Origin of the sequence: Caballeronia sp. LZ028, assembly GCF_031451415.1 — a bacterium.
GTDB lineage: Bacteria > Pseudomonadota > Gammaproteobacteria > Burkholderiales > Burkholderiaceae > Caballeronia > Caballeronia zhejiangensis.
In genome coordinates this window covers 129616-142917 of the sequence record NZ_JARUXN010000001.1, presented here as the reverse complement: position 1 = coordinate 142917, position 13302 = coordinate 129616, and the positions used below count along the sequence as shown (strand labels likewise).

Annotated in this window: 10 protein-coding genes and 2 riboswitches; of the genes, 8 read left to right on the top strand and 2 right to left on the bottom strand. The window is 64.0% G+C overall.

Translation table 11 applies throughout. The features are described from left to right. Positions 1 to 269: 269 nt before the first annotated feature. Positions 270 to 1157 carry a cytochrome c5 family protein gene (locus QCE58_RS00700; protein WP_008352512.1) on the top strand — a complete coding sequence of 296 codons (888 nt, stop codon included), beginning with the start codon at positions 270 to 272 and terminating at the stop codon, positions 1155 to 1157. Between the two features lie 67 nt (positions 1158 to 1224). Here the strand turns inward: QCE58_RS00700 and QCE58_RS00695 are convergent, their stop codons facing one another. Then, positions 1225 to 3312, bottom strand: a complete 2088-nt coding sequence (locus tag QCE58_RS00695) for a UvrD-helicase domain-containing protein (protein ID WP_008352515.1) — start codon at positions 3310 to 3312, stop codon at positions 1225 to 1227. A 144-nt stretch (positions 3313 to 3456) separates the two neighbouring features. On the opposite strand from QCE58_RS00695, the gene QCE58_RS00690 reads away from it, so the two are divergent. Then, positions 3457 to 4500, top strand: a complete 1044-nt coding sequence (locus tag QCE58_RS00690; RefSeq protein ID WP_008352516.1) for an oxidoreductase — start codon at positions 3457 to 3459, stop codon at positions 4498 to 4500. A gap of 3 nt (positions 4501 to 4503) precedes the next feature. Here QCE58_RS00690 and QCE58_RS00685 read toward each other — a convergent pair whose 3' ends face one another. After that, the gene (locus tag QCE58_RS00685) at positions 4504 to 4830 is read right to left on the bottom strand and encodes a hypothetical protein (RefSeq protein WP_008352517.1); all 327 of its coding nucleotides are present in this window, start codon (positions 4828 to 4830) and stop codon (positions 4504 to 4506) included. A gap of 197 nt (positions 4831 to 5027) precedes the next feature. Then, a riboswitch (glycine riboswitch) is annotated at positions 5028 to 5133 on the top strand. A gap of 9 nt (positions 5134 to 5142) precedes the next feature. Then, positions 5143 to 5274: riboswitch (glycine riboswitch) on the top strand. A 116-nt stretch (positions 5275 to 5390) separates the two neighbouring features. On the opposite strand from QCE58_RS00685, the gene gcvT reads away from it, so the two are divergent. The 6 genes from gcvT to QCE58_RS00655 all read left to right on the top strand — a co-directional run bounded on the left by gcvT (position 5391) and on the right by QCE58_RS00655 (position 13218). Continuing rightward, positions 5391 to 6515 (top strand): glycine cleavage system aminomethyltransferase GcvT, encoded by a 1125-nt coding sequence (gene gcvT, locus QCE58_RS00680; protein ID WP_250520852.1) that lies wholly within the window; start codon positions 5391 to 5393, stop codon positions 6513 to 6515. A 62-nt stretch (positions 6516 to 6577) separates the two neighbouring features. Continuing rightward, on the top strand, positions 6578 to 6958 hold the full coding sequence (gene gcvH / locus QCE58_RS00675; protein WP_008352521.1) for a glycine cleavage system protein GcvH: 381 nt from the start codon (positions 6578 to 6580) through the stop codon (positions 6956 to 6958). A gap of 62 nt (positions 6959 to 7020) precedes the next feature. Further along, a complete protein-coding gene (gene gcvP, locus QCE58_RS00670) occupies positions 7021 to 9951 on the top strand; it encodes an aminomethyl-transferring glycine dehydrogenase (RefSeq protein WP_250520851.1) in 2931 nt (976 codons plus the stop codon). Positions 9952 to 10075: 124 nt separating this feature from the next. Further along, entirely contained in the window at positions 10076 to 11179 is a 1104-nt protein-coding gene (locus QCE58_RS00665) for an alginate lyase family protein (protein WP_008352523.1), read from the top strand. A gap of 21 nt (positions 11180 to 11200) precedes the next feature. Beyond that, positions 11201 to 12589, top strand: coding sequence for an L-serine ammonia-lyase (locus tag QCE58_RS00660; protein WP_250520850.1), 1389 nt, complete (start codon positions 11201 to 11203; stop codon positions 12587 to 12589). Between the two features lie 140 nt (positions 12590 to 12729). Further along, on the top strand, positions 12730 to 13218 hold the full coding sequence (locus QCE58_RS00655) for a hypothetical protein (protein ID WP_250520849.1): 489 nt from the start codon (positions 12730 to 12732) through the stop codon (positions 13216 to 13218). Positions 13219 to 13302 lie beyond the last annotated feature (84 nt).

Here is a 13302-nt window from a genome sequence, read left to right as displayed (position 1 = left end):
GCTGCAAGGCCCATGCGAATCCGAGAGGATACCTGTTTTCCGTGACGCCGTCCATTGTGCGGGACCGAGCGCCCTGCGCGGAACGAGTCACAAAGCATCACACGATTCGGGTAAACGCCCGCTTCACCGCCCCGGCCACCCCGCGCCGACAGTTAAGCGTTCCGTCTATAATCGACCGTGCCTTTCCCCAAGGCGCGCCTAGCGCACTGCCGTAGCTGTCACGCTGTCACTGAACCGACTCACACCAAAAAACGGGAGACGAGACAAGCATGAGCGAAGCACCCCACGGAGCCCCGATCAAGACACCCGGCCAACTCATCGCCGCGGTCATCGCGGGATTCGGCATCCCGGTCGCCATCATCATCCTGCTCGCGGTGTACGTGAACAATTCCACGCGCACCGGCGCCGGCACGGACATCGAGCAGTCGGTCAACGCGCGCATCGCGCCCGCCGCACAAGTCGATGTCCGCGACGCCAACGCGCCGCGCGTCTACAAGTCCGGCGAGGAAGTCTTCAAGGCCGTGTGCTCGGCCTGTCACGCGACAGGCACCGCCGGCGCGCCCAAGTTCGGCGATGCCGGCGCATGGGCCCCGCGCATCGGCGAAGGTTACGACACGCTGCTGCACAACGCGCTCAACGGCAAGGGCGGCATGCCCGCGCGCGGCGGCACCAGCCCCGACGATTACTCCGACTTCGAAATCGCGCGCGCGGTCGTCTATATGGCGAACGGCAGCGGCGGCAAGCTCGCGGAACCGGCGCAACCGGCATCGGGCGCCGCGGCTGCATCGAGCGCGGCAGCGCCCGCCGCAGCCAGTTCGAACGAAAATGCTCAGGCCGCCGCAGCGGTCGCGGCGCTCGCATCGGTGCCGGCGGTTGCATCGGCGGCGCCGGCCGCGGGCGCGCAAAGCGCCGACGCCGCTCAGGCGGGCAAGGCGCTCTACGAGCAGGTCTGTCAGGCGTGTCACGCGGCGGGCGTGCTCGGCGCGCCGAAGTTCGGCGACAAGGCCGCGTGGGCGCCGCGCCTGAAAGAGCCGATGGACACCGTCTACAACTACGCGCTGCACGGCAAGGGCGCGATGCCGCCAAAGGGCGGATCGAACGCATCGGATGCAGATGTGAAAGCCGCCGTCGATTACATGGCGAACGCGGCGAAGTAAGCGAAAAAAAACCCCGCGCGAGCGGGCCGCGCGAGCAGGGTTTTTCATCAGCAAGACGGCAAACCGTTCACGTCTTCTGCAACATCGCCTTGAGCATCGCCATGCGATCTTTCGGCGACAAAGGCGCTTCTTCGGCCGTCGGCGGCGGCGCATCGTCGAGCAGCATCTCTGGGATGAACCGCGACGGCTCGCACACCACCGTCTCCCGCGCGCGCTTTCTCTTCTTGCACCAGTTCAGATGCAGACTGCGCTGCGCCCGCGTGATCGCGACATACATCAGCCGGCGCTCTTCCTCGATGCGCGAATCGTCGACGGGCGCGTCGTCGTCCGAACTGCCGCGATGCGGCATGATGCCTTCCTCGACGCCCACCAGAAAGACGTGTGGATACTCCAGCCCCTTCGACGCATGCACCGTCGACAGGCGCACTGCATCCGGGTCTTCTTCCTTGCCTTCGAGCATCGACATCAGCGCGACGGTCTGGATCAGGCCGAGCAGGTTCTTGCCTTCATCGGCGAAACCGTCGGCGGTGTCGAAACCGGTCTGCTCCGCGCCCGGCGCGGCTTCCGGCTTCGTGCCCTTGCGCTTCAGCCATTCGAGAAATTCGAGCACGTTCTGCCATTTCGACTGCGCCTGGCGCTCGTCGTACGCGTCATAGAGATACGACTCGTAGTGGATGGCTTCCATCATGTCGTCGAGAACTTCGGTCGCGGGATCGCGCGCGGCGCGGTCCGACAGACGCCGGATCCATTCGCAGAACGTGCGCAGCGGCTCGACCTGCCGCGCCGACAGACGCGCCTCGATGCCGCCCATGAACACCGCCTCGAACAGCGACACCTTCGCCGCGCCCGCGAATGCGCCGAGCGCTTCGAGCGTCGTGTTGCCGACACCGCGTCGCGGCGTGGTGATCGCGCGGATGAAAGCGGGATCGTCGTCGGGATTGGCGATCAGCCGCAGATACGCGATCAGATCCTTGATCTCGGCCTTGTCGAAGAACGATTGCCCGCCCGAGAGCACATAAGGAATGCGCTCCCGCCGCAACACCTGTTCGAAGATGCGCGCCTGAAAGTTGCCGCGATAGAGAATCGCGTAATCGCGAAATTGCGTGCGCCGCTCGAACTTGTGCGCCGACAAGCGAAACACGACGGATTCCGCCTCGTGCTCTTCGTCGTTGCAGCCGGTGACGGTGATCGTGTCGCCCATGCCGTGCTCGGACCAGAGCTTCTTCTCGAACAGCTTCGGATTGTTCGCGATGACGTTGTTCGCCGCCGTCAGAATCCGCACCGTCGAGCGATAGTTCTGCTCCAGCTTGATGACATGCAGCTTCGGGAAATCCTTGCCGAGCTGCGCGAGATTTTCGATGGTCGCGCCGCGCCAGCCGTAGATCGCCTGGTCATCGTCGCCGACGGCCGTGAACGCGGCGCGCGGACCGGCCAGCAGCTTCACGAGTTCATACTGGCACGCGTTCGTGTCCTGATATTCGTCGATCAGCAGATAGCGCAGGCGGTTCTGCCACTTGTCGCGCACCTGCTCGTTCTCCGCGAAAAGCTGCGCGGGACGCAGGATCAAATCGTCGAAATCGAGCGCCTGATACGCGTGCAGCGTCGCGGCGTAACTCCGATAGACGATCGCCGCCTGATGCTCGTCCTCGTTGCTCGCGAGCACGGACGCCTGATCGGGCGAAACCATCGCGTTCTTCCACAGCGAGATGATCGACTGGATCTTGCGGATCAGGCCTTTGTCCGTCGTGCCGAGCTGTTCCTGAACCATGCCGAAGCAATCGTCGGAATCCATGATCGAGAACTGCGGCTTGAGTCCGACGTGTTCCGCTTCCTGCCGCATGATCTGCACGCCGAGCGAGTGGAACGTGCAAATCGTCAACTGATTGACGGGAATCTTGCGGCCTTCCTTGCCGGGCGTCGTGAGCGTCTTGCCTTCGAGGAGCTTGGCCGTGCGCTCGCGCATTTCGAGCGCGGCCTTGTTCGTGAAGGTGAGCGCGGCGATGTGCTTCGGCTCGAAGCCGCGCCCTTCGATCAGATGCGCGATCTTCTGCGTGATGACGCGCGTCTTGCCGCTGCCCGCGCCGGCGAGCACGAGACAGGGACCATCGAGATAGCGCACGGCTTCGCTTTGCGCGGCGTTCAGACCAGCGGACATCGTTTTGGCTTTGGAGTTTGGGCGCGCCTGGCTGTGACTTGCGCGCGAAAGGAGAGCGCGATGTTAACACGATAGAGGCGGCGCGGTTCCGGCCCCTGTTCGTGCCACAATATCCGGTCAATTCAACGACAGGACGATGCCCGCATGGACACAGCACTCAAAGTCGGCGTAATGGGCTACGGCCTCGCCGGCGCGACGTTTCACGCGCCCGTCATCGAGCACTGCGGCCGCGCCGAAGTCACGGCCATCGCCACGTCGCAGGCCGAGCGCGCGCAGGCCGATTATCCGAACGCGCGGATCGTCGCGGATTTCGACGCGCTGCTCGCCATCGACGAACTCCAGTGCGTCGTCGTCGCGACGCCGAACGACACGCACTTCGATCTCGCGCATCGGGCGCTGTCGGCGGGCAAACACGTGGTCGTCGACAAACCGGTGACGCTTTCGTCGCGCGACGCCCGCACGCTCGCCGATCTCGCGCAGCAGAAAGGGCTCGTGTTCGCGCCGTTTCACAACCGTCGCTGGGACGGCGATTTCATGACGGTGCGCGCGCTCATCGAAAGCGGACGGCTCGGGCGCATCACGCATTACGAATCGCATTTCGACCGTTTCCGCCCGAAAGTGCCGCAGCGCTGGCGCGAGGAAGCGGAGCGCGGCGGCGGCCTGCTGTTCGATCTGGGGCCGCATCTGATCGATCAGGCGCTGACGCTCTTCGGCGCGCCGCAAACGGTGACGGCGTTCGTGAAGGCGCATCGCGACCACGCGCACGCGCCGGACTACGTGCATCTCGTGCTCGGTTACGCCGACAAGGAAGTGATCCTGCACGCGAGCGCGCTCGCGGCGCTGGAGCCGCCGCGTTTCGCGATCCACGGCACGCGCGGCAGTTACGTGAAGAACGGGCTCGATACGCAGGAAGATCAGTTGCGTTCGGGGATGCGCCCGGGCAACCCGGAGTTCGCGAAGAATCCGCCGGGCACGTTGCGCGAGGTCGATGGCGATCTCGATCTGCGTCACGAATTCGCCACGAGAGATGGCGCGTACGTCGAGTTTTATCGTGCGCTGGCGGCGGCGATTCTGGATGGCAAGCCGTTTCCGGTTTCGCCGCAGGACGCAGTCGACACGATGACGATCATCGAACTCGCGATGCAGAGCGAGCAAGAAGGGCGGCGCGTGCCCTTCGCGCGCGGCTGACGCCTAGCGGCGGCTGACGCTGCCGCACGTCGTCCGCACTTCGCCGGCGATGTCGCCGCAGTTCACGTTGCCCGACACCGTCGACACCGCGCCACCGACATCGCCGCAAGTCACGTTGCCCGATACGGTCGACACGACGCCGACCGCGCCGTGAACCGCGACCGTATCGCAGTTGTCCGCCTGAAACGCCTGAAGGTCGCCGTGCACTTCGAGCGTGATGCGCGTCGCTTCGCCGGCGCTCACGTTCTTGCCGTCGACGAGCACGCGGCCGCCGCGAACCGACACATGGTTGCCTGTATAAGTAACGCCGTTGATGGTGATCGTGGCCATGTTCGTCGAAGAGGAATCAACGCGATCCGAACAGTGTACGCGTGATTTCATTGCGAAAAAGCGCTGCTTCTGAAACAAACTACGACGGATTTGTCGATACACGCTCGCGCGTTTGCATCGGTTTCGAATCTGCGGAAAAGCGCAATCGCGCAAGTCCGAATCCGTTTGACAACCCCAATTCGGTCGCGTAAATTCTGCCGCACGCGTCGGGAGAGCGCGTGGCCTTTCATCGCAACGAGAAAGACCGCGCCGCCGAAGGGGCATACCCGCAAACTCTCAGGCAAAAGGACCGACCGCGTCGAGGAACGAGTTTCCTCGCACTCTGGAGAGCGGCAGCGGCTTCGTCATTGAGCCAGTTGCCCACCGAAGGGGCGCGCGATGGACCGCGGCACAGCCGTGCACGGTTCGCGCAATCTCTCAGGTACCGAGGACAGAGGGGTCACGCATCGCAACCGCTCGCGGCATGGGCCTTGCGCGCTGCTTCCCGCAGCACGAAAGGCGCATCCGGCAGGCGAATAGTGCGCTGCGTGGCCTTTTTTGTTTCGCGAACCGAGGCCCCGATGACTTCTCTTCAACACACGCCGCTGCACGCCGCTCACCTCGCGCTCAACGCGCGCATGGTCGATTTCGGCGGCTGGGACATGCCCGTCAACTACGGTTCGCAGATCGACGAGCACCGCGCGGTGCGTACCGACGCCGGCATGTTCGACGTCTCGCACATGCGCGTCGTCGATTTCGAAGGCGAGGCCGTCCGCGAATTCTTCAAGTACGCGATCGCCAATAACGTCGACAAGCTGACGACGCCCGGAAAAGCGCTCTATTCCTGCCTGCTCAATGGCGACGGCGGCGTCATCGACGATCTGATCGTCTACTACTTCTCCGAAACGAGTTTTAGCGTCGTCGTGAATGCGGGCACGGCGGAGAAGGACATCGCCTGGTTCGGTCAATTGAATGCCGAAGGCGAATTCAACCTTTCCATCACGCCGCGTCGCGACCTCGCGATCATCGCCGTGCAAGGTCCGAACGCGCGCGAAAAAGCCTGGCAAGTGCTGCCGGACACGCGCGCGCAGACGCAGGACACCAAGCCGTTCAACGCGGTCGTTTTCCCGTCGACGCAATTCGGCGAACTGATGCTCGCGCGCACCGGCTACACCGGCGAGGACGGTTTCGAGATCGTCGTGCCGGCGACGCATGTGGAAGCGCTCTGGAACGCTTTGCGCGACGCAGGCGTGAAGCCCGCCGGCCTCGGCGCGCGCGACACGCTGCGCCTCGAAGCCGGCATGAACCTCTACGGCCAGGACATGGACGAGAACGTCTCGCCCCTCGACGCCGGCCTCGCGTGGACCGTCGATCTGAAGACGCCGCGCGATTTCGTCGGCCGCAGCGCGCTCGAAGCGCACGGCTCGAAGGCGAACTTCGTCGGGCTCGTGCTCATCAAGGAAAACGGCAAGGCGGGCGGCGTGCTGCGCGCGCATCAGAAAGTCGTCACGGAACGCGGCGACGGCGAAATCACGAGCGGCACGTTTTCGCCGTCGATGCAGGAGTCGATCGCGTTCGCGCGCGTGCCCACGGGTGTTGCCGTCGGCGACACGGTGCAGGTCGTCATCCGCGACAAGCAACTGCCGGCGCGCGTGGTAAAACTTCCGTTCGTGCGCAACGGCAAGGTTCTGGTTGAGCTTTCCTGAAGCCGTCGCGCCCGTTTCCTCCGATCAAGAACCTCACGAAAGAACCACGCAAGGAGCATCCAATGAGCATCCCGGCCGATCTGAAATACACCGAATCGCACGAATGGGTCCGCACCGAATCCGATGGCACGCTGACCGTCGGCATCACCGATCACGCGCAGGAAGCGCTCGGTGACATCGTGTTCGTCGAACTGCCCGCGGCGGGCAAGACCGTTGCGGCGGGCGACGCGATCGCGGTGATCGAATCGGTGAAGGCCGCTTCCGATATTTACGCGCCGGTGTCGGGCGAGATCGTCGCATCGAACGACGCGCTGACTTCGGCGCCCGATCAGGTCAACGGCGCGCCGTACGAAAGCTGGCTCTTCAAGATCAAGCCGGCCGGCGACGCCACGCTCGACAAGCTGCTCGACGCCGAAGGCTACGGCAAGTCGATCGGCGAATAACCCATCTCAATGACGATGGCGGCTCGCGCAGACCAAGAGCGAGCCGCGTCGCAGGAATTCACATGAAGCTCGAACACCCGGATCGCCTGATGAACCGCACATCCCTGTCACTCGCCGCGCTCGAATGCCACGACGCATTCGCCGAGCGGCACATCGGCCCCGATGATGCCGACCAGCGCGCGATGCTCGACGCGCTCGGTTTCGCGTCGCGCGCGGCGTTCATCGACGCGGTGATTCCTGAATCGATCCGCCGCAAGGACACGCTGCCGCTCGGCGCGTTCACGCAGCCGAAAAGCGAGGCGGAAGCGCTCGCGTATCTGCGCAAGCTGGCGGACGAGAATCTGGTGTTCCGGACTTACATCGGCCAGGGTTACTACGGCACGCACACGCCGGCGGTGATCCTGCGCAACGTGCTCGAAAATCCGGCGTGGTACACGGCATACACGCCCTATCAGCCGGAAATTTCGCAAGGGCGCCTCGAAGCGCTGCTCAATTTCCAGCAGATGGTCATGGACCTGACTGGCCTCGCGATGGCCAACGCCTCGCTGCTCGACGAATCCACCGCCGCCGCCGAAGCGATGACGCTGCTGCAACGCATCGGCAAGCCGAAGTCGAACGTGTTCTACGTTGCCGACGACGTGCTGCCGCAGACGATCGAAGTCGTGAAGACGCGCGCGAAGCCGGCGGGCATCGACGTGAAAGTCGGTCCCGCCGCCGATGCCGCCAGCGCGAATGCATTCGGCGTGCTGCTGCAATATCCGGGCGCGAACGGCGATGTGCGCGACTATCGCGCGCTCGCCGAAGCGATCCACGCGGCGGGCGGCCATGTCGTCGCCGCGGCGGATCTGCTCGCGCTGACGCTCATCACGCCGCCGGGCGAATGGGGCGCGGATGTCGCGATCGGCAATACGCAGCGTTTCGGCGTGCCGGTCGGCTTCGGCGGGCCGCACGCGGCATACATGGCCGTGCGCGATGAATTCAAGCGCCAGATGCCGGGCCGTCTCGTTGGCGTGACCGTCGATGCGCAGGGCAATCCGGCGCTGCGTCTCGCGCTCCAGACGCGCGAGCAGCACATCCGTCGCGAGAAGGCGACGTCGAATGTCTGCACGGCGCAGGCGCTGCTCGCGATCATGGCGAGCATGTACGCGGTCTATCACGGCCCGCGCGGTCTCAAGACGATCGCGCTGCGCGTGAATCGCGTGGCGTCGATCTTTGCGGCGGGCGTAAAGAAGCTCGGCTACACGATCGCGAACGACACGTTCTTCGATACCGTCACGATCGAAAGCGGCGCGAGCACGACCGCGCTGCATCAGGCCGCGTACGCCGCGCACATCAATCTGCGTCATGTGAGCGCGAGCCAGGTCGGCGTTTCGCTCGATGAAACCACCACGCGCGACGACTTGCAGAAGCTCTTCGCGCTCTTTGCGGAGGTCGCGGGCAAGACCGAAACGTTCGATATCGACGCGCTCGATCAATCGGTGACGGATTCGCTGCCGCAGGCACTGCATCGCACGAGCGAGTATCTGGCGCATCCGGTTTTCAATCGCCACCACTCCGAGCACGAAATGCTGCGCTATCTGCGCAGTCTCGCGGATAAAGACCTCGCGCTCGACCGCACGATGATCCCGCTCGGTTCCTGCACGATGAAGCTCAACGCGACCTCGGAAATGCTGCCGGTCACGTGGCCCGAGTTCGCGGCGATTCATCCGTTCGCGCCCGCCGAGCAGACGGTCGGCTATCGAACGATGATCGATCAGCTCGAACAGATGCTCGTCGCGTGCACGGGTTACGCGGCGGTGTCGTTGCAGCCGAACGCCGGTTCGCAAGGCGAGTACGCGGGCTTGCTCATCATTCACGCGTATCACGAGTCGCGCGGCGAAGGGCATCGCAACGTGTGTCTGATTCCGGCGTCCGCGCACGGCACGAATCCGGCGTCGGCGCAGATGGCGGGCATGCAGGTCGTCGTCGTCGCGTGCGATGCGAACGGCAACGTCGATATCGACGATCTGAAGGCGAAGGCCGAAAAGCATTCGGCGAATCTCGCGGCGATCATGATCACGTATCCGTCGACGCACGGCGTGTTCGAGCGCAACGTCCGCGAAATCTGCGACATCGTGCACGCGCACGGCGGCCAGGTGTATGTCGACGGCGCGAACATGAACGCGATGGTCGGTCTCTGCGCGCCCGGCCAGTTCGGCGGCGACGTATCGCACTTGAATCTGCACAAGACGTTCTGCATTCCGCACGGCGGCGGCGGACCGGGCGTCGGTCCGGTCGCGGTCGGCGCGCATCTGGCGAAGTTCCTGCCGAATCAGACGTCCACGGGCTACAAGCGCGATGAAGCAGGCATCGGCGCGGTGTCGTCGGCGCCGTACGGCTCGGCCGCGATCCTGCCGATCTCGTGGATGTACATCGCGATGATGGGCGCGAGCGGCCTCACCGCCGCCACCGAAAGCGCGATTCTCGCGGCGAACTATGTCGCGAAGCGTCTCGCGCCGCACTATCCGGTGCTGTACAGCGGCGCGGGCGGACTGGTCGCGCACGAATGCATTCTCGATGTGCGTCCGATCAAGGAATCGAGCGGCATCTCGGTGGAAGACGTCGCGAAGCGCCTGATCGACTACGGCTTCCACGCGCCGACGATGAGCTTCCCGGTTCCGGGCACGCTGATGGTCGAGCCGACGGAATCGGAATCGAAGGAGGAGCTCGACCGCTTCATCGACGCGATGATCGCGATCCGCGAGGAAATCCGCGCGGTCGAAGAAGGCCGCGCCGATCGCGAGGACAACGTGCTGAAGAACGCGCCGCACACGGCGGCGGTCGTCGCATCGGATGCGTGGGAGCACAAGTACACGCGCGAAGCGGCCTCGTATCCGCTGAAGTCGCTGATCGCGCGCAAGTACTGGTCGCCGGTCGGCCGTGCGGACAACGCTTATGGCGACCGCAATCTGATGTGCTCGTGCGTGCCGGTATCGGAATACGCGGACGAGTAAGGCTACGCGCACGAACCTGAGAGAGCGCCGCCCGAAAGCGTAAAGCTTCGTCGGGCGGTTTTGCGGCGCGTTCCAGAACGGCTAACATCTCACCCCGGACCAAAAGCCAAAACAGGGAGTTCACATGGCGCTCAAGGTGCGAGAGGTGAAAGGGACGAACCGCGCGTGCGCGGCGCTGGCGATGCTCGGGGTGATGTCGCTTGCCGCATCGTCCGCGCACGCCGCGATGAATTTCTGCGCCGCGCCCGCGATGCAGACGAGCGAGCGCACCAACGCCGATCCCGGTGTGAAGGCCCTCGTGAAAATGGTGCAGTCGCGCGTGAACGATCAGCCGAAGCCGCGCGCGAAGCTGCATACGGAAGGCACGCTGCCGCACGAAGGCATCTACGACGAAAGCGTCGAAGCGGAGAAAGACCTCGGCCTGATGCGCGACGCCGCGCTCGCGTGGCGCGCGACCGGCGACGAACGTTACCTGCGTCTCGTCGACCGCTTCCTGTTCGCGTGGACGACCACGTATCAGCCGAGCTTCAATCCGATCGACGAAACGAATTTCGAATCGCTGATTCTCGCGTACGACCTCACGGCGAGCGCGCTGCCGGTCAAGACGCGCAACGCGGCGAACGCGTTCATCACGAAGATGGTGAGCGGTTATATCGACGATATGGACAAGCAGCCGCGCCCGCTGACCGGCAGCTATCGCAACAACTGGCAGAGCCATCGCGTGAAGCTGGTGGCGATGGGCGCGTTCACCATCGACGACCGCAAGCTCATCAACGCGGCGCAGCGGCTTTTTATCGAACATATCGGCGACAACATCGCGCCGGACGGATCCACGGTCGATTTCGCCGAACGCGATGCGCTGCGCTACGTCACCTACGATCTTCAGCCGCTCGTGACGGCGGCGCTCGCTGCGCGCAGGCACAACCGCAACTGGCTGCCGGAGCGCGCGCAGTCGGGTGCGACGCTGGCCGTGGCGCTCAACTGGCTCACGCCGTATGCGCTCGGCACGAAGACGCACGACGAATTCGTGAAGTCGTCCGTGCCTTTCGACGCCAAGCGGCGCGAAGCAGGATTGCCGGGTTACTCGGGTCAGTGGGATCCGAGGAACGCGGCGGAACTCTTTCATCTCGCGGCGCGTCTCGACGGCCGCTACGCGCCGGTGGCGCTGCGGCTCGCGCCCGCGCCGCCCGCGTGGCTCGCGGTGTGTCTGCCGCTGCCGGCGCGTTAATTCTTTCAGTCAGGTGATGTCATGGCAGTCAGCGTATTCGACCTCTTCAAGATCGGCATCGGACCTTCGAGCTCGCACACCGTCGGACCGATGCGCGCCGCGTTGATGTTCGCGCAGGGGCTCGAGCGCGACGAACTGCTGGAGTCGACGGCATCGGTGAAATGCGAGCTGTACGGCTCCCTCGGCGCGACGGGCAAGGGCCACGGCACCGATCGCGGCGTGATGCTCGGCCTGATGGGCGACGCGCCCGATACCGTCGATGCTTCGAGCATCGTGCCGCGCCTGGAGCAAGTGCGGACATCGAAAACGCTCGCGCTGCTCGGCGCGCGCAAGATTCCGTTCACGATCAAGGAGAACATCGCGTTCTACCGGCAGGCGCTGCCGGAGCATCCGAACGGCATGAAGCTCTACGCGTTCGATGCGAACGGCGCGTTGCTGCGCGCGGCGACGTATCTGTCTGTTGGCGGCGGATTCGTCGTGACGGCGGGCGCGGCGAACACGGCGGTGCTGACGGCGCACGAGCAGTTGCCGTATCCGTTCCAGACCGGCGACGAGCTGATGAAGATGTGCGCGGACTCGGGCAAATCGATCGCGCAACTGATGTGGGAAAACGAGCGCGTGTGGCGTTCGGAAGACGAGATTCGCAGCGGGCTGCTGCGCATCTGGGACGTGATGCAGGATTGCGTCGCGCGCGGGTGCGGCATCGCCAATCCGGAAGCGGAAGGGCATCTGCCGGGGCCGTTTCAGGTGAAGCGGCGCGCGCCGCAGCTTTATCGCGCGCTGGCTGAAAAGCCCGAGCAGGCGTTGCGCGATCCGTTGTCGATGATCGACTGGATCAATCTCTACGCGATTGCCGTGAACGAGGAGAACGCGATCGGCGGACGCGTCGTGACGGCGCCGACCAACGGCGCGGCGGGCATCATTCCGGCGGTGTTGCATTACTACGATCGCTTCGTGCCGGGATCGAATACGCAAGGCGTGATCGATTTTTTGCTGACGGCTGCGGCCATCGGCATTCTGTACAAGATGAATGCGTCGATTTCCGGCGCGGAAGTCGGATGTCAGGGCGAAGTCGGCGTCGCGTGTTCGATGGCGGCGGGCGCGCTGGCCGCGGTGCTCGGCGGCACGCCGGCGCAAGTCGAGAATGCGGCGGAAATCGGCATGGAGCATAACCTCGGGCTGACGTGCGATCCGGTCGGCGGAATGGTGCAGATTCCGTGCATCGAGCGTAACGCGATGGGTTCGGTCAAGGCGGTCAACGCGGCGCGCATGGCGATGCGCGGGGACGGATCGCACTACGTTTCGCTCGATTCGGTAATCAAGACCATGAGGGAGACGGGCGCGGATATGAAGACCAAATATAAAGAGACTTCGCGCGGCGGATTGGCGGTGAATATCGTGGAGTGTTGAGCGCTAGGGGTTGCCTGCGGACAAGCCGCTTTATCGATGACTGAAACATTCGTTGTACGAGATAAATTTGCGGTGCGGACGCGGTTAGCATCAGCGGAATCCAAGACAGATTTTGCCGATTGCAGACCGAGAGAGCAGCATTGGAATCCGATCAATTGCTTGCCCACAAGCAGGCGTTCAAGACGCTGACTGCGTCGCCCAAGTTCAGGCAGATGAACAAGAGCAAGTGGGCGAAGCCATTCAGCAGAATGGCGCGTCCGCGTGTCCAGGCCACCGATCTGATTCCCGTTTCGGATGCGCACTGCGTGCTGTTCATGTGGCGCGATGGCGAAGAGCTAATGGATCGATCGTTCTACGGACACCTGCTCTGGACTTTGCCTCAAGGCGATTTGTATCCGCTGTTGGAGTTTCACTATCATCCGAGCCATAAAGGCGTGCATTGCAAGATGCCCTGCGAAACGACCATCGATTATCGGAATCGCTTGCTGCCGGGCGCGCCGGAGCTTAACCTCAAGTCATCTCGAATTTTCGATCCGCGCGTCACAGATGATCGCTCGGCGCTCATCGTCCTATTTTGCCGAGCGGCAGGCATCACGATCTCATACTGGCGATCGCCGAGAGTCAGTTAGCCGTCGGCAAGGCACAGTTCGAACGCGCCAACTACTACACCTGGAAGACCGTCGTCTTCGATGCGCGAAACCTTCGAAGTCTGA

Bases quoted from the DNA above. Each gene is read 5' to 3' on its own strand.
- gcvT (WP_250520852.1), top strand. From the start codon at position 5,391: ATGACTTCTCTTCAACACACGCCGCTGCACGCCGCTCACCTCGCGCTC.
- QCE58_RS00700 (WP_008352512.1), top strand. From the start codon at position 270: ATGAGCGAAGCACCCCACGGAGCCCCGATCAAGACACCCGGCCAACTC.
- QCE58_RS00665 (WP_008352523.1), top strand. From the start codon at position 10,076: ATGGCGCTCAAGGTGCGAGAGGTGAAAGGGACGAACCGCGCGTGCGCG.
- gcvH (WP_008352521.1), top strand. From the start codon at position 6,578: ATGAGCATCCCGGCCGATCTGAAATACACCGAATCGCACGAATGGGTC.
- QCE58_RS00660 (WP_250520850.1), top strand. From the start codon at position 11,201: ATGGCAGTCAGCGTATTCGACCTCTTCAAGATCGGCATCGGACCTTCG.
- QCE58_RS00695 (WP_008352515.1), bottom strand. From the start codon at position 3,312: ATGTCCGCTGGTCTGAACGCCGCGCAAAGCGAAGCCGTGCGCTATCTC.
- QCE58_RS00685 (WP_008352517.1), bottom strand. From the start codon at position 4,830: ATGGCCACGATCACCATCAACGGCGTTACTTATACAGGCAACCATGTG.
- QCE58_RS00690 (WP_008352516.1), top strand. From the start codon at position 3,457: ATGGACACAGCACTCAAAGTCGGCGTAATGGGCTACGGCCTCGCCGGC.
- gcvP (WP_250520851.1), top strand. From the start codon at position 7,021: ATGAAGCTCGAACACCCGGATCGCCTGATGAACCGCACATCCCTGTCA.